A 23,985-nucleotide genomic window follows, 5' to 3' on the forward strand; every position below is an offset into this window, starting at 1 on the left:
GTTATCTGATAACAGTTATGGTTCCTTGCCTTAGGTTTTTTCCTTCACGAGATAGTTTGTAATAGAAAATCATATTTTGTTGGTTGAAAGAAGTAGTGGATTCTGGCCAGTTGTTTTCGTAATTGGTCTGACTAAACACTTCTTTTCCTCTTTCATCGAAAATGGTCACCAATACTTGAGGGTCCCTCGAAAAAGTATTGGGCAATACCCAAAGGTCATTTATTCCATCGCCGTTTGCGGTAATCACATTTGGAATAGCAAAGGTGTCCCTAAATGATACGGTAATTACTCTACTTACCGTACAGCTACCGAAGTCAGCGGTCAACAAATACTGCCCTTCCGCATCAAACGTAAAGGAGTCTTGACTACTTAATAAGGAATTGTTGGAATCGAACCATTCATAGGATTGTGCACCACTTGCGGTGACAGTTTCCGTTTCACCTTCAATGATTACTATATTTTCGGATCTATCCAGAACGAGTAGGGATTCATCAAATGGCACTACCGTTATTTCGTTGGAAATCAATGGACAATCATTGGTGTCGATACTCAATTGATATGTTCCTGACTCAGCAATAGTTAAGGAAGTTGAAGTAGTATCGAAACTGCTACCATCTTTTATCCATTGAAAACTCTCTCCTGATAAATCCCTTGATGAAGAAATGGTTATTGTACTACCATTTGGGCAAAGCACATTGCCATCTGAAGTTAGTGCTAAGGATTCATTCGTAGCCAACCTCACGTTTAGGGAGTTGGAATTGGCGTTGAATGAAGATAGCACACCTGTTAAAGCGTAAACACCATTGTTACTATTGTCCGTTACCGTCAAGGTTCTAGAGGTTTCACCGGAAAGAGGATTTCCTTCATAAGTCCATTGGTAGGTGAATGAGTTCTCTAAAGCTGAGGTAACATTTGTTCTGGCACCCGAGTTACTTATTGCATCTATAGTTGTTATTCCTATGGTGACATTAGAGTCAACACATTCTGTGTATGTTCCAACAAAATCGATTGTAAATTCAAAAGAATCTGGAGTTACTACTGTGGTACTTTCTGAATCCACTGGGGCAGCTGTTACACAAGAGCCTGCTGTTTCGGTCACACGAGCAAAGTAGACACCTATATCGCTTATAGTCAAGGAGCTACTTGTTTCTCCTGAAAGGGGCGCTCCGTCCTTAAACCACTGAAAGGTTGGAGAAACAGCATTGGTAGTTACTGACAACGTTTCGTCTTGGCCAGGTAGGAGTACAATGTTTGCGTCGTTTTGACGTGTTGCCAAAATAGAGCCTAAGTTTTGAACTGTTATTGCAGAAGACTTTTCGGTACATACGCCAGACCCCTCAATTTCAACTTCATAGTTTCCTTCGAAACCAGAGATTGACGTGTTTATATTTAATGTATTCCCTTCAACGGTAGGCCCAGATACCACTACCCCATCTTTGTACCAAGTGTAGGTAAGACCTGAACCACCTAGGTTGGCGGTTAATGTATGTGGATCCCCAACACATAAGTCAACTGTACTTGGACCGGCTATGGCTACGCCAAGCGAAGAACCTGTTAGTACTTCTATGATATTGGAAGATGTATTGGCAGAACCCGTACAGATACTACCGTAGTCCAATTCTACATAGTACATTCCTGGGGTTGAAACAGTAAGTTGATTTGATTTTTCACTCAATAATGTGGAGCTTCGGTACCAGTTGTACTGGTAGGTACTGGCATTTGGGATGTTATGGGTGGCCAGAGTAATTGAACCTCCATCGCACTGTTGTATCTCTCCTCCGTCAGGCAATGTACCATTGCCATCTTCACTAATGCGTAGGGCAGAAGAAAAGTCCACAAAGTACATGGGATAGGGTACAGAAGGAGGGCTTGTTTTAGCAGGGTTTGTGCTCCTCACCCTCAGTCTATAGTTTTCTCCACGAGCATCGTTCGGAACCGCAAACTCGAAGTCAAAATCAAAATCTGTGTTTTTATCTGCAACACGGGCCAATTCCACGGGAGCACCAAAGTTTCCGTTCGAATCGGATAGCTCAAGAATGAACTCATTATTGGATTCAACTAATGGAAAATTCCAAGTGAAGTTGACAAAGTATTCGTTGAAGCTTGCTGAGGCGCAGGCCGCAGTCCAAGGAAAGGAGCTTCCAAGATTTGGATTGGGAGCTGCCTCAGGTTGATTCAATACCTGTGCGGAGATACGCAATGGAATACACATCATTACAATAGCAATGATTGCGGGAATGCTGTAGGTTGAATTATTTTTTCTCATCAGCGTTAGTTTTAAGAGGTTGTCGACAATATTTGCCCCAATTGTGTGCCCCTTAAGATGTTGAGTTGTTTGGTAGCGGTTCTAGTGCAACCAAAATTTCATACAGTATTCCAATAACAAATATGGTTTTTATCAATAGGAAAGGAAAGATATTGTTGTGGGCCACACCAAAACTGTTGTGAAATGGCTTTCTTTGTATACACTTGAGGCTTTAAGTAGTCTGAAGCAACTGTTTTTGCTACATTTGCGCTTCAAATATTGATCATGGGCGAAGAGGAAAAATCACTGAATTTTATAGAGCATATCATAGAGGATGACTTAAAGGCGGAATATGTCAAAGATGACCTTCGATTTCGATTTCCTCCAGAACCCAATGGCTATCTCCATATAGGGCATGCTAGCTCTATTTGTCTCAATTTTGGATTGGGGTTGAAGTATGATGCTCCTGTGAATCTTCGATTTGACGACACCAACCCTGCCAAGGAAGAAAAAGAGTATGTTGATGCTATAAAGAAAGACATTAAATGGCTTGGATTTAGTTGGGATACAGAGTGTTATGCTTCTGATTATTTTCAACAATTGTACGACTGGGCCACAGCGTTGATAAAGGAAGGGAAAGCTTACGTAGATAGTCAAAGCTCAGAGGAAATTGCCGAACAGAAGGGAACACCTACAGAACCAGGGAAAGAGAGCCCATATAGAAATCGTTCTGTGGAGGAAAATCTCGGCCTTTTTGAGGGTATGAAAAGGGGTGATTTCGATGAGGGCGAGCATGTCTTGAGAGCAAAAATTGATATGTCTTCCCCAAACATGCTTATGCGAGACCCGGTGATGTACCGTGTGCTACATAAGGCGCATCACAGAACAAATACCGATTGGTGTATTTACCCATTATACGATTGGACCCATGGGGAAAGTGATTATATCGAACAAGTCTCTCACTCTTTGTGCACATTGGAGTTTCTGCCTCACAGGGAGCTTTATGATTGGTTTTTGGACCAATTGGTATCAAAAAGTAGATTAAGACCAAAGCAAAGGGAATTTGCTCGAAGAAACCTTAGCCACACTGTTGTCAGTAAGAGAAAATTGCTGCAATTGGTTGAAAATGGTATTGTTTCGGGTTGGGATGACCCAAGGATGCCTACTATTTCGGGTTTGAGAAGAAGAGGGTATACCCCGGAGTCCATCAGAAATTTTGCGGATACCATAGGAATTGCGAAAAGGGACAACGTGGTGGATGTTTCTCTTTTAGAATTTCATGTACGCGAGCATTTGAATAAGATAGCCCCTCGTGTTATGGCGGTTTTAAATCCGCTTAAGGTGGTGATTACCAATTACGACGAAGGAAGAGAGGAGTGGCTGGAAGCTGAGAACAATCCTGAGGATGAGAGCGCAGGAATAAGAGAGGTCCCATTCTCCAGAGAACTTTATATAGAACAAGAGGATTTTCGGGAACAAGCCAATCGAAAGTTCTTTCGATTGAAGTTGGGAGGAGAGGTTCGTCTTAAGAATGGATATATAATAAAAGCGGAAAGCTGTACCAAAGATGAAAATGGAAACGTAATCGAGGTACAATGTACGTATGACCCAAAAAGTAAAAGTGGCAGCGGCACTGAGGAAAGCCTTAGAAAGGTAAAGGGAACTTTACATTGGGTTTCAATTCCACATGCAATTGAGGCAGAGGTTCGGTTGTACGATAGATTGTTTACCGATGCCACTCCGGATGGACATAAGGACAAGGAATTTATGGATTTTGTTAATCCCAATTCATTGGACAAAGTAACAGGATATTTGGAACCAAGTTTGAAGGACGTAAAACCTGGTGATAGATTTCAGTTTCAAAGACTGGGATATTTTAATGTGGATTTGGATTCTACTCCTGAACATTTGGTTTTCAACAGAACGGTTACTTTGCGTGACACTTGGGCAAAAATTGAGCAGAAAGCATAACATAAGAAAACCCGATATCAAAAGCCTATTTTAATAGATAACCACTATAGAAAATTAGGCTTTTTTAGTCGCTTTTATGGCCTTTTCTTGTTTTTAAAACAGTAGGTATATTATTGATGCTGATTGTCAATTAGAGAGCTTTAAAATGAAAAAACCCTGCATTGCAGGGTTTTATTTTCTATTTCTCTTAGTTGTGCCTAATCGTCAGTGTTCTTGTTCCGATTCTGTTTTTTCATGGCTTCACCAATTTGATTACTTGCCGTAAATGAAGCGACCATATTATTAAGCATATCACTTCCAGCTTGTGGTGAATTTGGTAATAGTATTAAGTTGGAATTGGTTTCTTCTCCAATGGCCTGCAAAGTGTCATAGTGCTGAGTCACTACAATTAGCGCGGAGGCTTCTTGGGAGTTGATACCAACCTTGTTCAAAACCTCAACGGACTCTTCCAAACCTCTGGCAATCTCCCTACGTTGGTCTGCGATACCTTGACCCTGCAGTCTTTTGCTTTCAGCCTCGGCCTTTGCCTTTTCCACGATTAGGATTCTTGCCGCATCTCCTTCAAACTGAGCGGCAATTTTTTCTCGCTCAGAAGCATTGATTCGGTTCATAGCTGCTTTCACTTGGGCATCTGGGTCAATATCGGTTACCAAGGTTTTTATGATATCATATCCGTATTCAGACATGTATTCTTGTAGTTCTCGTTTTACCGCTATAGCAATGTCATCTTTTTTAACGAAGACATCATCCAATTTCATCTTGGGCACCTCTGCGCGAACCACGTCAAAAACAAAGGATGTAATTTGGTCATGGGGATATTCCAGTTTATAAAATGCATCATACACTTTGTCACGAATGACAACATATTGTACAGAAACTTTGATTTTGACAAATACGTCATCCAATGTTTTGGTTTCTACAATTACATCCAACTGTTGAATTTTTAGACTTAACCTGCCAGCGATTCGGTCCACCAAAGGGATTTTCATTTGCAATCCAGAATTTCTAATACTTTGGAATTTTCCAAAACGTTCAATAACTACAGCGGTTTGTTGTTTTACTACAAAGAATGAAGCGAATAGGATTATTAATCCAAAAAAAATGATTGGTATTAAAAGGAAATTGCCCATATAGATTATTTTAAAATGATTTCAGGAAGTTACAAAACTCGGTACTTGATTGGTATAGGATTGGACAAAATTGTTACAGAATAAATGGTTCAGCCTTAAAAGGGAGGGATTGTCTGGCAAGAGAAGAAATCAAGATATCAAGCGGTTTAAATCTGGGATATGGCTTTTTGGATACGAGCTAGAGCATCCTTTTTTCCTATCATTTCAATGATAGCGAAGAGATGCGGTCCTTTTAAATCCCCAACAATGCTTAACCGTAAAGGTCCCATAACTTTCCCAAAAGAAAGCTCATTTTGGCCAATCCAATCTTTGATTTTACTTTCTATGTTGTGCGAAGTAAAATCTGAAATGGATTCAATTAGGCCTGAAACTTCACGTAGAATAGAAGGTGTATCCTCCTTGAATTGCTTTTTTGCTGCTTTTTCGTTGTATTCGGATGGCGGCGTGAAGAAGTAACTTCCCAATTCCCATAACTCGGACACAAAGTTAGCACGCTCTTTTATCAATGAAATCACTTTTTCAATATAATCAAGAGACTTCTCCTTTAATTCTGGATAATTTATGGTTTCCTGTGCTATGAAAAGGGAGGTTAACTCAGAACTAGTCTTTTTTTGCAGGTATTGATGGTTGAACCACTTTGTCTTTTCAGGGTCGAAGCGCGCACCTGATTTATTGATGCGCTCCAAACTGAAAGATTCAATGAGTTCCTCAAGGGTAAACAGTTCTTTTTCATTGCCTGGATTCCATCCCAAGAGAGCCAAGAAGTTGACCACAGTTTCCGGGAAGTATCCACTTTCTCTATACCCTTGAGCATCGTTCCATTGAAGGGGAAAGACCGGGAACCCTCCTTTTTCTCCATCACGCTTGCTCAATTTTCCTTTTCCTGCTGGTTTCATAATCAGAGGGAGGTGAGCGAATTCTGGTGCTTTCCAACCAAATGCATCATAAAGTAATTGATGAAGTGCCAATGAGGGAAGCCATTCCTCGCCACGAATCACGTGCGAAATCTCCATCAAATGGTCGTCTACAATATTTGCCAGATGATAGGTGGGCATACCATCGCTCTTAAACAAAACTTTATCATCTAGAATATTGGTGTCTATTGTGATTTCCCCTCGAATTCTATCGTGCAAAATCAGCTCTTGGTCTTTTGGCGATTTAAACCGAATTACGTAATCCTCTTCATCGTTTATCTTTTGTTGAACTTCATCTTGCGAGAGCGATAGGGAGTTGGAAAGTTTTTCCCTATTGTGCCAATTGTAAATAAAGGTTTTTCCTTTTGCCTCATGGTCCTTACGATGGTAGTCTAGAGTTTCTGGAGTATCAAAAGCATAATAGGCATGTCCTTTTTCTATCAATTCAAGGGCGTATTGTTGGTAGAGATGTTTTCGCTCACTTTGGCGGTAGGGTCCAAATCCTCCATCCTTTCCCGGCCCTTCATCGAAAGGAATTCCACACCAGTTCAATGCTTCGATTATATAGGCCTCAGCCCCTTCTACATATCTATTTTGGTCGGTATCCTCTATCCTTAAGATAAAATCACCATTGTGTTTTTTGGCATAGAGGTAGTTAAATAATGCCGTTCTAACTCCTCCAATATGTAACGGACCTGTTGGGCTGGGAGCAAAGCGAACCCTAACTTTTGACATACCTTAAAAATTTTTTCAAAGGTATGAAAAGCCCTATGCGATAGAAAGGGAATTTGTAGGTTTCATGTCTTTGGGAACTCTTGGGTTCATGATATAAAACCAAAGGGGAGGTATTAAGGAGAGTACCATAGATGTTGGATAGCCAAAAGGCATTTGTGGTGATATATCATGGTAATCCAGTATTTGATATTTTTTGGATGATTTGTAGTGATGGTCACTATGCCTGGTAAGCTCATATAAAACTATTCTTCCTATGACATGATTGCTATTCCAGGAGTGGCATTCTTTTACCCGTTCATATCTTCCGGAAGGCATTTTTTTTCGCATCAAGCCATAGTGTTCTATATAATTTACGGTCTCAAGCAACAGGAAACCGACAATTCCTGAAGCCAAAGCAAAAACTAGCCCTAACATTCCAAATAACAAATAGACGGATATCAAAAACAATATTTGAATAAGAGTGTACCATAGCATGTCGTTTTGGAGACTTACAAGGCTCCTGTTTTCTTTTTCGAGTAGGCTTTTTTGAATCTTCCATGCATTGACATATTGCCCAAAGGTGGAGGTAAACCAGAAAGAATAAACACTTTGGTTATAGGAGGCTGTGGCCGGGTCTTCCGATGTTGCCGCCTTGGCATGGTGTCCAAAGTTATGTTCTATATAAAAGTGCATATAGAACGATGGTAGCAGGAGTAATTTTGCCAAATATCTTTCAGGGGTATTTTGTCTATGCCCCAGCTCATGGCCCACATTTATGCCATTAACACCAAATACAATCCCTATGGAAAAAACCAATCCAATTATCTCATAGGTTTGATATGTTGTGGTGGTAATATCGAAAAGAGTGTATGTTAAAAAGAAGTAAACTACTGGAACGTTGAGATAAAGTAGCCAATCAAAAAGAGGACTTTTTTTCTTCTCTTCCCTTTCTTCAGGAGAGAGATTGGAGGAATCAACAGGGAGAACAATTTCCAACAAGGGAATGATTGCGAAGGCATAAACGGGAGTGAAAAAGCTCCAATACCCTTTTAAATACAAGCTTATTAAGGCGGAAATAGGTATGGTAAATGCGGCTAAATACTTCAAATCTTTCATAGGGAGACCTTTTAACAAAAAATTCTCAAGACAATTGCTGGGTATCGGGTATATTGTAATAAATATAAAATATTTTGAACAGTTATCGCGGGGTTTTAACTAAGCTGGAAAGGTTTACAAGAAAGTACTACACGAGGCAGTTAATTCAAGGTATATTGCTTTTTGGTTCCTTTGGACTTTTGTTTTGGTTGGCTATAACTTCGGTTGAGTTTGTTTTTTGGCTTGATGGAAGTTGGCGCTTGACACTTTTTCTAATCTTTATTGCTGTAGAGCTGTTCCTGTTATACCGATTCATAATAGTTCCGCTTTCTTATCTCTTTAAAATCAAAAAAGGACTATCAAACAAAGAAGCCTCCAAGTTGATAGGTATACACTTTCCAAATGTGGAGGATAAGTTGTTCAATCTTTTGGAGTTGGCTGAAAACCCAACAAAATCTGAGCTGTTGGAAGCTAGCATTGAGCAGAGGTCTCAAAATTTGGCGGTATTACCTTTTCAGGAAGCGATTGATTTTAAGGAAAGCATTAGGTACGTAAGATATTTAATAATGCCTCTCCTTATATTGGCTGTGTTTTGGATATCTGGGAATATTGGTCAACTTTTGAATTCTCATAATAGGGTCGTTAATTATGATTTGGCGTATGAGAAGCCCGCCCCGTTTACCTTTAGATTGCTTAATTCGAATTTGAATGTCTTGGACAATGAGACACTTACAATTGAGTTTGCGGTAGAGGGTGATTTAGTACCGGAAAATGCCTCAATCGTATTTGCAGATGAGCCTTTGTTGATGAGAAGAAACGGAAATCGATTTCTGTATAGCGTTCAGCCCCCCTTTAATGAAACCGAGTTTTATGTTTCTGCCAATGGATGGAATTCTAAAACTTATAAGATTGAAAGTATTAGTACGCCTACACTGGTCGACTTTATCATGAAATTGAATTTCCCCTCTTATTTGAGCAAAATTCCAGAACGGATTAGTGGAAGTGGTAATGCGGTGGTTCCTGAGGGAACACGTATTGAGTGGGAGATAAAAGGCACATCGGTTGATAAAATCAAAATGACTACTTCGGATACTATAGAACTTTTCGGCTTGAATGGTGAGAGTTTTGAGATGGTTAAGAATCTGTTTAAGAACTTGGACTATTCAATAAGCACATCCAATCAAGAAGTTAAAGACTTTGAATCTTTGCATTACTCAATAGATGTGATTCGGGATGCATCTCCAAAGATTGAAGTAAGTCAGGTTTTGGATTCTTTGAATCCAAATCAGTCTTTTTATTCAGGTCAATTATCGGATGATTATGGGATTTCAAAGTTGAATTTGATTTATTATCAAGCGGACAATGAACAAAACAAAAGAAAGATTTTGTTGGAATCAGTGAACGCAAGCGGTCATCAATTTTACTATACGTTTCCTTCAGGTTTAGATATTGAGCAGGGAAAGGATTACAAGCTATACTTTGAAGTGGTTGATAATGATGGAATTAGAGGAGGTAAAGCAACAAGAAGTAAAGTTTTCAGCACAAAGGTTTTTGATGATAATGAGTTGATAAACAGGGAGTTAGACATACAAGATAATCTTTTAAAGAAGTTTGATAAATCCCTTGAAGGGTATAGGGAGCAACAGGAAACTTTGTCTAAAATAAAAGAGAAGCAAAAGGAGGGGAACACCTTTGATTTTGAGGAGAAAACAAAGATTAAAAATTTCATTCAAAAGCAAAAGGAACAGGAACAGCTTATGGAAAAGTTTAGCCAGCAGTTGAATGAAAGTTTGAAAAAAGGTGATGAAAATGATGAGTTGAAGAGGTTACTTCAAGAAAGATTGGAACGTCAAGAATTGGAGGCTAAGAAGAACGAAAAGTTGTTGGAGGAGTTGGACAAGCTTGCGGATAAGATTGAGAAGGAAGAGCTTAAGAAGCGATTGGATGAGTTGTCTAAGAAACAGAGCTCCAATGCCAGGAATTTAGAGCAGTTACTGGAACTAACAAAGCGATACTATGTTACTGAAAAGGCTTCTCAACTAGCCAAGGAATTGGATAAACTTTCAAAGGAACAAGATGAACTAGCTGAGAAGAAAAAGGAGGGTAAAGAATTGAAGGATGAGGAAAGTGTTAGCGAGCAGGAAAATTTGAACAAGTCTTTTGAAAAGCTATCCGATGAATTGAATGAGTTAAAAAAGGACAACGAAGATTTGAAAAAGCCCTTATCAATTGATGTGAAGGAAAGAAGTCAAGAATCTATCAAGCAGGATCAGAAAGACGCGTTGCAGGAGCTTCAAGACAACAAGGAAGAATCAGAAAGTGAAAGTGGGTCTGAAGGTTCTAAGAAAGCAAAACAAAAACAAAAATCGGCGGCTCAGAAAATTCAGGAACTTAGTGAATCCCTGCAACAAAGTGCTTCAGCAGGTGGTGGTTCATCTGACACTGAGGATGCGGAAATGCTGAGACAAATTTTGGATAATTTGGTTACATTCTCCTTTAAGCAAGAACAGCTTTTTGAGTGGGTTGAAGAGTCCGATGTAGATGTTTCTCAATATGGTAAAATGGTAAGGGACCAAAAGGAATTAAAAGATTTGTTTGAGCATGTGGATGATAGTTTGTTTTCATTATCACTGCGTAGGGCTGAGCTATCTGAGTTTGTGAATGAGCAGATTACGGAAGTGTATTATAACATCGATAAGTCCCTGGAAAGTCTTGCTGAAAATCAGGTTTTTCAAGGGGCATCTTATCAACAATATGTTATTAATGCAACAAATTCGCTAGGTGATTTTCTCGCTAACATTTTGGATAATATGCAACAGAATATGCAGGCTGGACAGGGACAAGGTCAGGGTGGACAAGATTTTCAACTGCCGGATATTATAAAGGGACAGGAAGGATTACAGGAAAAATTGGATGGTTCTGGTCAGCAAGGTAAAACCGAAAGTGCTGGAGAGGGCGAAGAAAAGAAGGATGGAGAAGGTTCGGGGAAGGAAGGTAAGAATGGCAAGGATGCAAACGATGAAAATGGAGAACAGGGAAATGGAAAGAATTCGAATGGCGAAGAATCGGGAGAGGATTCAATTGGCGAGCAAGAGGAACTAGGGTTCAACGAAATCTATGAGATCTATAAAGAGCAGCAGTTTTTAAGGGAACAGTTAGAGAAACAGTTAAAGGATTTAATTCGAAAATCTGATAAGGATTTGGCTAAGAAACTGATTCGTCAGATGGAGGATTTTGAGAATGATCTTATTGAGAATGGTATTACCCAAAGAACAAGAAACAAGGCCAATGCAATACAACATCAGTTGCTTAAGTTAGAGAACGCAGCCTTAAAACAGGGCCAAAGAAAGGAACGAGAAAGTGAAACCAATCTTGAAAAGTATAAAAATCCCATTATTACCAAGCCTAAACAACTCATAGATAACCGCAGTGATGTTGAGATATTAAACAGGCAAACACTACCTTTGCGCCGTCAATACGACAAAAAAGTGAAGGAGTATTTCAGGAATGATTGATTTTCATTTTGAATCAGATTTAGTATTAGAGGATATTTCAAAGTTTTCCGACTGGGTAAGTAGAATAATCGAAGATGAAAACTTAGTGGTGGGTAAACTTGACTATGTCTTTTGTTACGATGACAAGTTGTTGGCTATCAATCAGGAGTACTTAGGGCATGACACGTATACCGACATAATTACTTTTGACTACACAGACGGGAGGGTTATCTCAGGTGATATTTTTATTTCAACGGACCGGGTAAGAGAGAACGCAAAACTTTTTTTAGTTGATGAGCAAGAGGAGCTTTTAAGGGTTATGAGTCATGGAATTTTACACCTTGCGGGGTATGAGGATAAATCCGAAGAGGAGATTGCCGTTATGAGGGCGAAGGAAGAAGAAAAAATTAAAATGTTCCACGTGGAACAATAGATATGTTTGAAAAGGAATATGATGTAATTGTAGTGGGGGGTGGTCACGCCGGTGCAGAGGCTACCGCAGCAGCTGCAAATATGGGGTCAAAGACATTGTTGGTTACCATGAATCTACAAACCATTGGACAAATGTCTTGTAATCCTGCTATGGGAGGAATTGCTAAGGGACAAATAGTTCGTGAAATAGATGCACTAGGTGGATATAGTGGAATTGTTACGGACAAGTCGGCCATACAGTTTAAGATGCTCAATAAGTCTAAAGGGCCGGCAATGTGGAGTCCAAGAGCCCAGAATGATAGAATGCGTTTCGCAGAAGAATGGCGGTTGATTTTGGAAGGCACTCCTAATGCGGATTTTTATCAGGAAATGGTTTCTGGACTTTTGGTTGAAGGCAACAGAGTTGTTGGTGTTCGCACTTCTCTTGGAATTGACATAAGATCTAAAGCTGTTGTACTTACTAATGGAACATTTTTAAATGGATTGATTCATATAGGGGAAAAACAGTTCGGAGGTGGAAGAGCTGGAGAAAGAGCTGCTACTGGAATTACGGAACAGCTTGTTGATTTTGGATTCGATACAGGGAGAATGAAAACAGGTACTCCTCCCAGGGTTGATGGAAGATCTTTGGATTATGAAAAAATGATTCCGCAACCGGGGGATAGCATCCCTGAAAAGTTCTCTTATCTGGATACGCCGGTTTTGAAAGAACAACGGGATTGCCATATGACCCATACCAGTGAGTTGGTACATGATTTGTTGCGTGAAGGTTTTGATCGCTCACCTATGTTCAATGGAAGAATCAAAAGTATTGGACCCAGATATTGTCCTTCGATAGAAGATAAAATACATCGATTTGCGGATAAGAATGCACACCAGATATTTGTGGAGCCTGAGGGATGGAATACGGTTGAGGTATACGTAAATGGCTTCTCAACTTCTTTACCGGAGGATGTTCAGTATAAGGCGCTGAAGTCTGTTAAGGGATTTGAGAATGTGAAGTTTTTCCGTCCTGGATATGCAATCGAATATGATTATTTCCCGCCAACACAGTTGAAGCACACACTGGAAACTAAGCTTGTGGACAACCTATATTTTGCTGGACAAATTAATGGAACTACAGGCTATGAAGAAGCCGCCTCTCAAGGGCTTATGGCGGGTATAAACGCACACCTCAAAATAAATGAAGAAGAACCATTTACTTTAAAAAGGGACGAAGCGTATATAGGTGTATTAATTGATGATTTGATTACGAAAGGCACAGAAGAGCCCTATAGAATGTTTACTTCTAGGGCTGAGTATAGAACCTTGTTGAGGCAAGATAATGCAGATTTGAGACTGACGCCCAAAGGATATGAATTAGGTCTTGCCTCCAAAGAAAGGCTTGATTCAATGGAAGAGAAGCAAAGGAAGTCGGATGACTTTATTCATTTTTTTAAAAAGACAAGCTTCGACCCAGAGGAAATCAATCCTATATTGGAACGTGTTGATTCTGCCCTTGTCAGACAATCAGATAAATTATTCAAAGTTTTTTCGAGACCAAAGGTTAGCATGGACCATATGTTGGAATTGGAATCGGTTTCTCATTTTGTCGCTGAAAACGATTTGGGAAGAGAGGTTCTGGAGCAAGCTGAAATTCAAGTAAAGTATTCTGGATACATTGAAAAGGAAAAGAACAATGCAGACAAACTGCATCGCCTGGAGAATGTTAGGATACCGGATTCATTTGATTATTCCAAACTTAAATCGTTATCATATGAGGCTCGGGAAAAGTTGGAGGAGATACGCCCAGTAAATATTTCTCAGGCCTCAAGAATTAGTGGTGTTTCTCCAGCAGATATTAGTGTTCTTTTGGTTTTTTTAGGTAGGTAATTGTTCCACGTGGAACAGAAATAGAAGGCTACAAATTCTGGTTACAACCCTTTTTCAGATTTATATCCGTCAACATTCTTGTATTTTATCTAGCTCTTTTTGTATACATGTTTGTTGCAGATTATAAAAAAGCTGGTCATTCATCTGAGTATGACTTTCAGTATGCATTGAAGGATAATTCAATTTTTGATACTTTATTGAATGCATGCGAAAAGGAATTATAATTACAGAGGAAGCATATATTTGTTAAGTATTTGTAGTTGTGGAGTCTTTGATAATGAATAGGTTTCCCTTTTCCTTTTTAGTTTTAAAACCAATATTTAACAAACGCAACCAGAATGAAGTTGTATTTAAAAACCAAAGACTATTCGTTTTCCAATGAGGAATTCGATTTGATTTGGGACGAATCAAAAGATATGCTCATTACGGAACCAGTACCGGATAATCTTGCTTCTTTTTATCAAGGTGATAACTATATCTCCCATACAGACTCAAAAAAGTCCATAGTGGACAGTTTATACCAAGTAATTAAGGTAAAAAACATCAAAAACAAAATTCAACTCATTGATAATCAGGGGCATAAATCAAAAAAGCTACTTGATATTGGCGCAGGAACAGGAGATTTCTTGATTTTTGCAAATCAACAAGGCTTTAAGGTCTCCGGAGTGGAACCAAATGAGAAAGCCAGGGGAAGAGCTCAGCAAAAAGGAATTAAGCTTACCGAAGATTTAGATGAACTGTCCGATTCGAATTTTGATGTGATAACTTTATGGCATGTATTGGAACACCTTCCAGATTTGAATCATCAGATTAGAACCATTTCAAATCTTCTTAACGATTCAGGAATTTTGATTATAGCGGTTCCGAACTTTCGTTCATGGGATGCAAAACATTTTGGAAAATATTGGGCCGGGTTTGATGTGCCTCGCCACTTGTGGCATTTTTCAAAAAGTTCAATTCGTTTGCTTTTTAAAGAACATGGGATGAAGGTAAAAACAATTAAGCCTATGTGGTTCGATGCATTTTATGTTTCCTTGCTTTCGGAAAAATACAAGGGCAACCGATTTTATTTTTTAAGTGCTTTTTTCAAAGGATTATGGTCCAATATTCAGGCAATCTTTACAAAAGAGTATTCTTCTTTGATTTATGTTCTAGAAAAAGGATGAAAACTTTCAATAAAAGGCTATAAGAAGCTTTTTGGATGTCTGACATGCATTCATACATATAAAAAGAGAAAACGCATTCTGAGACGTAAAAAAGCAGCCGTTAGAATAAATGAAATTGATTCTTGAACATTTATTTCATAGTTTTTTCTTATTCCATATATGAAACGAAGCGCTATTCATAAAACTTAACGATATCATTAAAAAAGCTTTTCTATTTTTGCCCATCTTTAAAACACAAGGATGAAGAAAATTATAATACCCATAATGGCTTTGTTGATCATGTCTTGCGAACAGGACAAGATTGGTTACGTGGACAACGTCAAACTAATGGATGGCTTTCAAGAGAAGATAGACATCGAGGCAAAGTTCAAAACCAAAGTGGAAGCTTTGACCAAAAAAAGAGACAGTATCTCACAAGCATTCCAATTGGAGTTACAGCAGTTCCAGAACAAGGCGCAAAAAATGTCACAAAAGAGCGCCCAAGAAGAATATGCATTGCTTCAACAAAAAGGACAGTTTGTTGGAAATCAACTACAGCAAGAGGAACAACAATTGCAACAAACCAGTCAAACAGAGATGGACTCTTTGGTTAGCAAGGTGAAAAGAGAAATCCGAGCTTATGGGGAAACCAACGGTTTCACTTACATATTAGGTGGCGGAGATGGAGGAAGTGTTCTTTACGGAAAAGTTGGTAAGGACCTTACTGACGAATTGTTGAAAATACTCAACGACAAGTATAAGAAATAATCAGATTGACTTTAATAGAGTAAAAGGCCCATCAATGATGGGCTTTTTTATTGCAACAAAAACACCAAAAAGATAGCGGGCATAAAGTAAATCACAATAGTTCTGGCTCCATCGTAATCCTTGGCTACGCGCTGCCCCAATAACAAGAGTAACAAGGTAATGCAAGATAGAATCGCGGCATATAGAGCTAACGAACTGGAGTCAAAAGTTGCAAATTGGATTGCCCCAGCCACTGCCAAAACACCAGAAACACATTCCAAAAGAAGGATTATGCCCAAAAGCAATGGGACCATGTTTTTAAAAATGGTTTCCGAGAAATGGCCTTTAAGCCACCCCAAGTTTCCTTTCCAATCTACAATTTTGTCCAATCCGCTCTGGATAAATGTGATGGCCAAAAAAACGAGCAACAAGATTTTAGTTATGTGTTCCATAAATTATGATTAAGCTGCCTTTGCGTGGAGCAGACGTGTTAGTTTGATGGAAAGGTCGGTGAAGATCACCTTGGCGTTGCCGTTTCTTTCCACATGGTAGATGGCCTTTTCTATTTCCTCCACAATTTCAAGGATGTTGTTTTCATGTACAAACGGGGAGAATTTTTTAAGATCAAAGTTTACCGTGTGCATCTTTAAGTAAACCAAAGAGTCTACATTATAGTTAAGAAACAGCGCTTGCCGCATCACCGTGATACAATAGTTCAAAAACTGCTTCTGAACTTCCCTCCCGGTTTTGGAGACCTCATCACTCCAAAGAACCAATTCGTGTACCGCACCTTTATTGCCCTTGGCCTTGAAGGCACTTCTCACCCATTGCACAAACCACCGCTCAAAAACCAAATCTTCCGAATCCTTTTTTACCAAATCCAAGGCCTTGTTGTAATTGCCATTGGCTTCTTGAGCAATCGAAAAGGCTTCTGATTTTTCTATACCGGTTTCTTCCAGCGCTTCTGTAATTATATTTTCTGGTAAAGGTGGAAAATGTAGTATTTGGCAGCGAGATAAAATGGTATTTATTATTTGTTCCTCCTCTTCAGCAATAAGCAACAATACTGTTTTATCCGGAGGTTCTTCAACCAATTTCAACAATTTGTTTGCCGCTGCAGTGTTCATCTTTTCGGCCATCCAAATAATCATCACCTTATAACCCCCCTCATAGGATTTTAAGGAAAGCTTTTTCACAATGTCCTGTGCCTCATCAACCCCAATCTGACCTTGTTTCTTTTCAATACCGACCAATCGATACCAATCAAAAAGATTACCATAAGGCTGTTCCTTTACAAATTGCCTCCATTCCTCAATAAATAGATCACTTACAGCATGTGATTTTACCTTGTCGGAGTTGGATACAGGAAAAGCAAAGTGAAGATCCGGATGGGAAAGTGTATTGCACTTTAGATTGCACGCTGCGTTTCCGCTGTCGTTTTCTCCACCTGAGTTAGAGCACAACAAGTACTGGGCATAAGCGATGGCCATGGGCAAAGTTCCACAACCTTCAGGGCCAATAAAAAGTTGGGCATGCGCAACACGCCCATTATCCGCGGTAGTGGTTAAATGTCCTTTTATATGATCAAGCCCTAGAATGTCTTTGAACAACATAGACCAAATATAAGTTTTAAGTTGCGATAGAGAAGTTTTCCTTTTAAAATTATAGCGGCTGAACACAGGGAGATTGCGGGAAATCTTTACTTTTGACTTTCCATAAACCATAGCATATGAGAACCATAGATAATTTCAACTTTGCAAACAAAAAAGCACTTATTCGTGTAGACTTCAATGTTCCTCTGGATTCAGATTTCAATGTCACGGACACCAGTAGGATTGAGGCGGCAAAACCTACCATTCTTAAAGTACTGGAGGATGGTGGCAGTGCCATTCTAATGAGCCACTTGGGTAGACCAAAGGGAAAGGTGAATGCTGATATGTCCCTTGCCCATATCTCTGAAAAAGTTTCTGAAATTATAGGGGTGCAGGTAAAGTTTGTGGAGGACTGTGTAGGTACATCGGCAGAACAAGCCGCAGCTTCTCTGGAGAATGGAGAAATCCTATTGTTGGAAAACCTTCGATTCCATGCAGAAGAGGAAAGTGGCGATGAGTCCTTTGCTGAAAAACTATCCCAATTGGGTGATATTTACGTCAACGATGCTTTTGGTACTGCCCATAGAGCCCATGCTTCCACAACTATTGTTGCTAAGTTCTTCCCTGAAAACAAATGTTTTGGCTACCTATTGGCAAAAGAAATTAAAGCGATTGAGAAGGTGATGCAGACAGGCGAAAAGCCTGTTACGGCTATTTTGGGCGGCGCGAAGGTTTCTTCCAAAATAACAATCATCGAGAACATCCTTGACAAAGTGGACCATTTGATTATTGGTGGAGGTATGACCTATACTTTTGTTAAAGCTCAAGGCGGAAGCGTTGGAGATTCAATATGCGAAGACGATAAAATGGATTTGGCATTGGATATTTTAAAACAAGCCGAAGCCAAGGGGGTTAAAGTGCATCTACCCGTTGATGTTTTGGCAGCAGATGATTTTGACAACGATGCCAACACACAATTCTTAAGTGTAAATGAAATTCCTGAAGGTTGGCAGGGACTTGATGCGGGACCACAGACCTTGGAAAATTTCAAGGAGGTGATTTTGCAATCCAAGACTATTCTTTGGAATGGACCGGTCGGGGTTTTTGAAATGGAAAACTTTTCCAAAGGAACCATTGCTGTAGGTAATGCCATTGATGAAGCAACACAGAATGGAGCATTTTCCTTGGTCGGTGGGGGTGATTCTGTTGCAGCGGTAAAGCAGTTTGGGTTCCAAGATAAAGTAAGTTATGTTTCTACCGGAGGCGGCGCTATGTTGGAGAGCCTTGAAGGAAGAACTTTGCCGGGAATTGCGGCAATATTGGACTAAAGCATTCGTTCTTAAAGGACTGAGTGTTTCAGGTTTAACGTTTGTTTTAGAGCGAAAGTTTTAGTTTTTCGGAAAAAAAAGCCATTTTCGTTTGTTCCGAACCAAATCCAGACCAAAAATGAATTTAGGATGTAAAGCAACCTTACCGTTGGTTTTTCTATTTTCTTGGGTAACTTCAACAGCCCAAGAGGCAGATAGCACCCAGATTTCTTCGTCAACAACTCCTCAAATTGTTGTTGATTCCATTTCACTTGATGATTCTTCCATCTCTTCCCAGATGAATGGGATTATTTCCAAAGGAACCAATGGAAAATTTCAACTTAAGGATTTGGAAGCAGCACGAAAAAGTGATAGTCTTTGGCTTAAAGAACTTTCAAAAAGTGCAGATTGGTTTACTGAAATGTATGCCGAGGTGCAAAATATCGACGAGGAAAAAACTCCTGAAATAGACCTCCCCACGGACACTTTAAAAGCTAGGCTTGCAAGACTCAATGAAAAAACACCGTTCAACATTGCCTATAACCCTTCATTGGAAAGTGTAATCAAATCGTTTTTGGTGCGCAAACGGGATTTAATGGAGCGCATGCTGACCGCTAGCCAATTTTATTTTCCACTTTTTGAGCAAGAACTGGACAATCAAGATGTTCCCCTTGAAATGAAGTATTTAGCGATTGTGGAATCTGCATTGAATCCTAGGGCTAGGTCAAGGGTTGGAGCTAAGGGACTATGGCAATTTATGTACGGGACTGGAAGGATATATGGATTAGACGTTAGCAGTTATGTAGATGAAAGAAATGACCCCATATTAGCGACCAAAGCGGCCACAAAGTATCTTTCCAAACTTTATGATATTTTCAATGATTGGGATTTGGCACTGGCCGCATACAATTCTGGTCCAGGAAATGTAAACAAAGCCATTCGACGGTCAGGCGGATATAAAAATTACTGGAACATTAGAAGAAATCTTCCACGTGAAACAGCGGGGTATGTTCCTGCGTTTTTGGCCACCATGTACATTTTTGAGTATGCCGATGAGCACGGTTTAAAAAAGGTAAATGTGGACCGCCCTTATTTTGAAACGGATACAATAATCGTTAAAAACACCATCACCTTTGACCAGATTTCAAAACTGGTAGATATCAGCAAAGAAGAATTGGAAATGCTGAACCCCGCCTACAAATTGAACATCATACCAAAAATCAAAGGAAAGAAATATGCCCTTCGTTTGCCGGTTTCCAAAATTGGGACGTTCGTAAACAATGAAGAAGCCATTTATGCTTTTGCCAAGAAAGAACTGGATTCCTTGGAAAAACCATTGCCCCAATTGGTGGAAACCAAGAATCAGATACGATATAAAGTACGAAGTGGAGATTATTTAGGCAAGATAGCTGAACGATATGGAGTAGGCGTTAGCCAAATAAAACGATGGAATGGATTGCGCAGCAACAACTTAAGAATAGGGCAGCGCCTTACCATATTTCCACGCAAACCGTATTACACCAAACAGGTTGCAAAAACTACACAACCAAAAGTTTCCACCGAAGGTGCAGCCAAGGCCGGAAAGATTCACGTTGTGCAGAGCGGTGATTCCCTTTGGACAATTTCCAGAAAATATCCGGGAATTTCTGTTGAGAATTTACGGGAATGGAACGGTATTAGTGGGAATAATTTAAAACCTGGCACAAAACTTAAATTGTGCGAGTGTTCTTCGTAAATTTAGAACAATATGAAAAAAATTGGAATACTAGCGGTCATCTTGTTGATGGCCTTGTTTGCATGTAACGACTCTGGTAAGAAGAAACGATTTTTACCACAATCCACTGGGGGAATCAATTCTCTTATGGTTGTGATGGACACAGAATTATGGAAAGGTGCCGTTGGAGACAAAATTAGGGAGCATTTTGCAGCTCAAGTCTTGGGATTGCCTCAGGCGGAACCCATTTTCAGTATCACGCAGATTCCTCCACAAGTATTTAAAGGAGCAGTAACCCACTCAAGGTCCGTGCTTTTTGTGGAACAAGATACCGTATCATTGGCGCATGTTAAGACCAACGTATATGCGGAACCACAAAAAATAGCGGTGATTAAAGGAGAAACGTACAATGACCTTGCTGGAAATATCGAAAAACTATCGGGTCAAGCTATTTCCTCCTTTAAGCAAGTTGAAATAAAGGAAGCTCAGAAACGATTCACACGCTCTTTGAGCAAAGAAACTGCACTACAGGAGGAACTGGGTATTTCACTGCGAATACCTTCCTTATATAAACTTGGAAAGCGCGAAAAGAACTTTGTTTGGATGGATATTCAAATTCCAAAAGGAACAATGAACATCATTGCTTATGAAATGCCAAAAGAAAGCTTCTCTACGGATTCAACCTTTGTAAGGGACATTATAAAAATGAGAGACTCTATAGGAAAAATGCATGTTCCAGGCCCTTACGAAAACACCTTTATGATTACGGAAAAGGCTTTTGCGCCTTATGTGCTTCCCGCAGAAATTGGAGGGAAAAAAGCGGCCGAAGCAAGAGGAATATGGGAAATAAGTGGATATCCTATGGCCGGGCCCTTTTTAACGTATATCATCAATGATGAGGCCAATCAAAGAAAATTGGTTTTGGAAGGATTTACTTTTGCCCCTTCGGCAGAAAAAAGGGATTATATGTTTGAACTTGAAGCCATATTGAGGACCGTTAAATTTAATTCGGACGCAGGGTCCTAGCTCCTCAAAACACTGAAAAATAGATTCAAAAAAGCCCAGCATGTTCTAAGTGCCGGGCTTTTCCGTTCTTTAAATGCTTAAGAGTATTTTTTAGTCAAAAGCGAATCCTGTAGCTATTCTGAAAACGAACGCGTAAAGCACAATAAAGAACATAACGAAACAAAACCAGGAGAACACTTTAAAATATCTTTCCAAGACTATGTGGCCTAAATTTTTGAAAGCTTCCAAATAAATCTCCTTTACAAGTAATAATTTTTTCATAAGTATTTGTTTTAAGATTTAAAGACAAGACAAATTTTGCGCTTTCGCCTTGGACTTGAAGAAAGTGAAGGACAAAATGCAGAAAAAGAATGATGAAAAAAACAGGGGCATCTTCATCTCCCACAACGGCCATATTTTTATCGACAAACGGTATTAAGCAGGATAGGCCTTAAAGATGAAAAGTATCGATGAAATGCATCCTTGGGATTGCAAATGGGAAAAAGGGTAAGGTAAAAGGGGAATTTTGGTAGAGGGCCTACATATTTACTATGATGAACTCGGACCTTCTATTGAGGTTATGGTTTTTTCCGCTACAGCGAACCCCATCGCTACAATCGTTTAGTAGACGTTCTTCGCCATATCCTATGGCGCTTTCAATACGAGAGGCTTCTATTCCTTTGGAAACAATATAATCCCTCGAAGATTTTGCTCTCTTATCGGATAAGTACTTGTTATAGGCTCTGGTTCCCCGGGAATCCGTATGGGATTCAATTCGAATGACCATTTCTGGATAAGATTTCATTAAATCCACCAACTTGTCCAATTCTTCTGCGGCCTGGGCCTTTATATTGAACTTGTCAAAATCAAAATAAATATTCTCCGTGTTTACTTTGAGCACTTCATTTTCCCTCACAACCAACTCTTTAATCGGAGTTATGGATTGTTCCAAAAAGATGCGTTCATTATCCTTAGTGCTCACCAGGGTTTTTTCCTCCACAAAGCCTTCTTTCAATGATACCAAATTATATGTTTTGGATGGAAGGAGTTCCTCAAACATAAAATTACCCAGACTGTCTGTGGTAGTTTCCATCAACTTTTCACCTTCTTCATTGAACAAGGCCACAACCACATCAGCCAATAACTTTTTATTTTCTAAATTGTCCACAACACCGGCTATGGCATTAAGGTTCATAAGGTTTTTGAAAGAATAGATGTCGTCATCGCCTTTACCCCCTTTTCTGTTGGAGGCAAAATATCCTTTTTGGGTTTCTTCATCTATGATGTATGAAAAATCATCGCGATTACTGTTAATCGGTTTCCCCATGTTTATAGCTACGTTGAACAGCTCTCCGGAATAGTCGGATTTGTAGATATCCAACCCTCCCGTTCCCATGGTTCTGTCCGAAGAGAAGTATAAACTTTTTCCTGTTATATAAGGAAACATCTCTTTGTAGGGCGTATTCACTGATTTACCCAAATTTTTGGGCTCGGAAAACTTTCCGTTTTCCAAAATGTCTACGACGTAGATATCTGTAAGACCGAACCCACCTGGTCGGTCCGAAACAAAATACATTTTTTTGCCATCTGGACTTATCGCGGGATGTCCATTGGAATAGTTTTCACTGTTAAATGGCAACTCTGTTGCTTTGGTCCATTCCCCATCGATAAGATTAGAGGAATAAATTTTTAAATGATTTACTCCTTTCTTGCCCCTTCTTAGCTTCTTTTTCTTTCCGTAATTATTTCTGGTGAAGTAAATAGTTTCCTGGTCTGGAGAAAACGCAACCGAAGCTTCATGGTACTTTGTATTGATTTTTCGTGAGAGTTTTCCAGCACCAACCAAATCCTCCTGCGATTCATTCTGGCGGGCCACATATAAATCCAAAAATGGTTGATTGTTCCACCGATAGCGTCTTGTGGTCAAGAAAGAGGAGTCCATGGCGGATGCGTACACCACTTTCCCATCTCCATGAAACATGGGAGAGAAATCGGAATACTTGGAATTAATTGCCATGTTCTTTAACTCAACATAAGCGGAGTTGTCCCATATTGGATTTTGACGGGATTGTACCTTCAAAGTTTTTTCGCGTTTTTGACGGAACAATCGGGTTAACCTAGCAGCCCTTTTGTAGCGCCCTGTAGCCTTTAGGCTATGGCTGTACTTAAAGAAATTCTCTTCGGTAATGGTTTTTTTATGGTTTTGATACAACTCATGGTACCATTTATAAGACTTTTCCATATTGCCACTGTAGTAGTGGGCATCGGCGGCTTTGGATAGTAGTTCAAAAGTATGTTCCTGGTCACTTTCCTCAAGAACAATGTCGTAAATACGGGCAGCTTCGGCATACCACATTTTTTCGAAGTATCCATTGGCTTTCTTAATGAGTCGTTCTTCCATTCCTCCTTGCGCTCTCTTCCGGAAACCCTCTTCTCTTGTTGTTTCGTTGAGAGTTTCACCCACAAAGGATTCTTCTGGTTGTATCTCAGTTCCAGATCTTTCCTCAATGTCTTCAAATTGAACAAAGGAAACATCCTGGGCGCTAAGTCCAGATATGAAAGCGACGGTAATAACCAAAAACAGCTTTCTCATTTTAGTTCTTTCCGA

At 39.6% G+C, this 23,985-nt stretch carries 17 protein-coding genes; 9 read left to right on the forward strand and 8 right to left on the reverse strand.

The window, feature by feature from the left end; all coding sequences use genetic code 11:
• Position 1 precedes the first annotated feature (1 nt).
• Positions 2–2,266: a T9SS type B sorting domain-containing protein gene (locus tag CLV81_RS04440; protein ID WP_106143838.1), complete on the reverse strand. Its 2,265-nt coding sequence runs from the start codon at positions 2,264–2,266 to the stop codon at positions 2–4.
• Between the two features lie 264 nt (positions 2,267–2,530).
• Between CLV81_RS04440 and CLV81_RS04445 the strand changes: the two genes are divergently transcribed.
• On the forward strand, positions 2,531–4,216 hold the full coding sequence (locus CLV81_RS04445) for a glutamine--tRNA ligase/YqeY domain fusion protein (RefSeq protein WP_106143839.1): 1,686 nt from the start codon (positions 2,531–2,533) through the stop codon (positions 4,214–4,216).
• A gap of 197 nt (positions 4,217–4,413) precedes the next feature.
• Here the strand turns inward: CLV81_RS04445 and CLV81_RS04450 are convergent, their stop codons facing one another.
• The 3 genes from CLV81_RS04450 to CLV81_RS04460 form a co-directional block, all read right to left on the reverse strand.
• Positions 4,414–5,346 (reverse strand): SPFH domain-containing protein, encoded by a 933-nt coding sequence (locus CLV81_RS04450; protein WP_106143840.1) that lies wholly within the window; start codon positions 5,344–5,346, stop codon positions 4,414–4,416.
• 146 nt (positions 5,347–5,492) lie between these two features.
• The gene (gene gltX / locus CLV81_RS04455; protein WP_106143841.1) at positions 5,493–6,995 is read right to left on the reverse strand and encodes a glutamate--tRNA ligase; all 1,503 of its coding nucleotides are present in this window, start codon (positions 6,993–6,995) and stop codon (positions 5,493–5,495) included.
• A 33-nt stretch (positions 6,996–7,028) separates the two neighbouring features.
• Positions 7,029–8,090 carry an alkane 1-monooxygenase gene (locus CLV81_RS04460; RefSeq protein WP_106143842.1) on the reverse strand — a complete coding sequence of 354 codons (1,062 nt, stop codon included), beginning with the start codon at positions 8,088–8,090 and terminating at the stop codon, positions 7,029–7,031.
• Positions 8,091–8,164: 74 nt separating this feature from the next.
• Here CLV81_RS04460 and CLV81_RS04465 point away from each other — a divergent pair, with 74 nt between their 5' ends.
• The 5 genes from CLV81_RS04465 (at position 8,165) to CLV81_RS04485 (ending at position 15,780) form a co-directional block, all read left to right on the forward strand.
• Positions 8,165–11,584 carry a DUF4175 family protein gene (locus CLV81_RS04465; protein ID WP_106143843.1) on the forward strand — a complete coding sequence of 1,140 codons (3,420 nt, stop codon included), beginning with the start codon at positions 8,165–8,167 and terminating at the stop codon, positions 11,582–11,584.
• Positions 11,577–11,996 (forward strand): rRNA maturation RNase YbeY, encoded by a 420-nt coding sequence (ybeY, locus tag CLV81_RS04470; RefSeq protein ID WP_106143844.1) that lies wholly within the window; start codon positions 11,577–11,579, stop codon positions 11,994–11,996. Before CLV81_RS04465 ends, ybeY begins: the two co-directional genes overlap by 8 nt.
• Positions 11,997–11,998: 2 nt before the next feature.
• Complete coding sequence (mnmG, locus tag CLV81_RS04475) at positions 11,999–13,867, forward strand: tRNA uridine-5-carboxymethylaminomethyl(34) synthesis enzyme MnmG (RefSeq protein ID WP_106143845.1); 1,869 nt, start codon at positions 11,999–12,001, stop codon at positions 13,865–13,867.
• Between the two features lie 338 nt (positions 13,868–14,205).
• Positions 14,206–15,033: a class I SAM-dependent methyltransferase gene (locus tag CLV81_RS04480; protein WP_106143846.1), complete on the forward strand. Its 828-nt coding sequence runs from the start codon at positions 14,206–14,208 to the stop codon at positions 15,031–15,033.
• 240 nt (positions 15,034–15,273) lie between these two features.
• On the forward strand, positions 15,274–15,780 hold the full coding sequence (locus CLV81_RS04485; protein WP_106143847.1) for an OmpH/Skp family outer membrane protein: 507 nt from the start codon (positions 15,274–15,276) through the stop codon (positions 15,778–15,780).
• A gap of 47 nt (positions 15,781–15,827) precedes the next feature.
• Here CLV81_RS04485 and CLV81_RS04490 read toward each other — a convergent pair whose 3' ends face one another.
• Together CLV81_RS04490 and CLV81_RS04495 are read right to left on the reverse strand one after the other, a co-directional pair.
• Positions 15,828–16,211, reverse strand: coding sequence for a DoxX family protein (locus CLV81_RS04490; RefSeq protein ID WP_106143848.1), 384 nt, complete (start codon positions 16,209–16,211; stop codon positions 15,828–15,830).
• A 9-nt stretch (positions 16,212–16,220) separates the two neighbouring features.
• Complete coding sequence (locus tag CLV81_RS04495; protein WP_106143849.1) at positions 16,221–17,372, reverse strand: DNA polymerase III subunit; 1,152 nt, start codon at positions 17,370–17,372, stop codon at positions 16,221–16,223.
• Between the two features lie 116 nt (positions 17,373–17,488).
• On the opposite strand from CLV81_RS04495, the gene CLV81_RS04500 reads away from it, so the two are divergent.
• The 3 genes from CLV81_RS04500 (at position 17,489) to CLV81_RS04510 (ending at position 21,398) form a co-directional block, all read left to right on the forward strand.
• Positions 17,489–18,679 carry a phosphoglycerate kinase gene (locus CLV81_RS04500; protein ID WP_106143850.1) on the forward strand — a complete coding sequence of 397 codons (1,191 nt, stop codon included), beginning with the start codon at positions 17,489–17,491 and terminating at the stop codon, positions 18,677–18,679.
• Between the two features lie 118 nt (positions 18,680–18,797).
• Positions 18,798–20,393: a lytic transglycosylase domain-containing protein gene (locus tag CLV81_RS04505; RefSeq protein WP_106143851.1), complete on the forward strand. Its 1,596-nt coding sequence runs from the start codon at positions 18,798–18,800 to the stop codon at positions 20,391–20,393.
• Positions 20,394–20,405: 12 nt separating this feature from the next.
• Positions 20,406–21,398 carry a DUF4837 family protein gene (locus tag CLV81_RS04510; protein WP_106143852.1) on the forward strand — a complete coding sequence of 331 codons (993 nt, stop codon included), beginning with the start codon at positions 20,406–20,408 and terminating at the stop codon, positions 21,396–21,398.
• Positions 21,399–21,488: 90 nt separating this feature from the next.
• Here the strand turns inward: CLV81_RS04510 and CLV81_RS20640 are convergent, their stop codons facing one another.
• Both CLV81_RS20640 and CLV81_RS04515 read right to left on the reverse strand, forming a co-directional pair.
• Positions 21,489–21,659, reverse strand: coding sequence for a DUF6747 family protein (locus CLV81_RS20640; RefSeq protein ID WP_170068324.1), 171 nt, complete (start codon positions 21,657–21,659; stop codon positions 21,489–21,491).
• A 256-nt stretch (positions 21,660–21,915) separates the two neighbouring features.
• A complete protein-coding gene (locus tag CLV81_RS04515) occupies positions 21,916–23,970 on the reverse strand; it encodes an OmpA family protein (RefSeq protein WP_106143853.1) in 2,055 nt (684 codons plus the stop codon).
• Positions 23,971–23,985 lie beyond the last annotated feature (15 nt).

The sequence above is a fragment of the Flagellimonas meridianipacifica genome, from assembly GCF_003001695.1.
Taxonomy (GTDB): Bacteria; Bacteroidota; Bacteroidia; order Flavobacteriales; family Flavobacteriaceae; genus Flagellimonas; species Flagellimonas meridianipacifica.

Bases quoted from the DNA above. Each gene is read 5' to 3' on its own strand.
- CLV81_RS04490 (WP_106143848.1), bottom strand. From the start codon at position 16,211: ATGGAACACATAACTAAAATCTTGTTGCTCGTTTTTTTGGCCATCACA.
- CLV81_RS04450 (WP_106143840.1), bottom strand. From the start codon at position 5,346: ATGGGCAATTTCCTTTTAATACCAATCATTTTTTTTGGATTAATAATC.
- CLV81_RS04495 (WP_106143849.1), bottom strand. From the start codon at position 17,372: ATGTTGTTCAAAGACATTCTAGGGCTTGATCATATAAAAGGACATTTA.
- CLV81_RS04500 (WP_106143850.1), top strand. From the start codon at position 17,489: ATGAGAACCATAGATAATTTCAACTTTGCAAACAAAAAAGCACTTATT.
- mnmG (WP_106143845.1), top strand. From the start codon at position 11,999: ATGTTTGAAAAGGAATATGATGTAATTGTAGTGGGGGGTGGTCACGCC.
- CLV81_RS04440 (WP_106143838.1), bottom strand. From the start codon at position 2,266: ATGAGAAAAAATAATTCAACCTACAGCATTCCCGCAATCATTGCTATT.
- CLV81_RS04485 (WP_106143847.1), top strand. From the start codon at position 15,274: ATGAAGAAAATTATAATACCCATAATGGCTTTGTTGATCATGTCTTGC.
- gltX (WP_106143841.1), bottom strand. From the start codon at position 6,995: ATGTCAAAAGTTAGGGTTCGCTTTGCTCCCAGCCCAACAGGTCCGTTA.
- CLV81_RS04480 (WP_106143846.1), top strand. From the start codon at position 14,206: ATGAAGTTGTATTTAAAAACCAAAGACTATTCGTTTTCCAATGAGGAA.
- CLV81_RS04505 (WP_106143851.1), top strand. From the start codon at position 18,798: ATGAATTTAGGATGTAAAGCAACCTTACCGTTGGTTTTTCTATTTTCT.
- ybeY (WP_106143844.1), top strand. From the start codon at position 11,577: ATGATTGATTTTCATTTTGAATCAGATTTAGTATTAGAGGATATTTCA.
- CLV81_RS20640 (WP_170068324.1), bottom strand. From the start codon at position 21,659: ATGAAAAAATTATTACTTGTAAAGGAGATTTATTTGGAAGCTTTCAAA.
- CLV81_RS04515 (WP_106143853.1), bottom strand. From the start codon at position 23,970: ATGAGAAAGCTGTTTTTGGTTATTACCGTCGCTTTCATATCTGGACTT.
- CLV81_RS04460 (WP_106143842.1), bottom strand. From the start codon at position 8,090: ATGAAAGATTTGAAGTATTTAGCCGCATTTACCATACCTATTTCCGCC.
- CLV81_RS04445 (WP_106143839.1), top strand. From the start codon at position 2,531: ATGGGCGAAGAGGAAAAATCACTGAATTTTATAGAGCATATCATAGAG.
- CLV81_RS04510 (WP_106143852.1), top strand. From the start codon at position 20,406: ATGAAAAAAATTGGAATACTAGCGGTCATCTTGTTGATGGCCTTGTTT.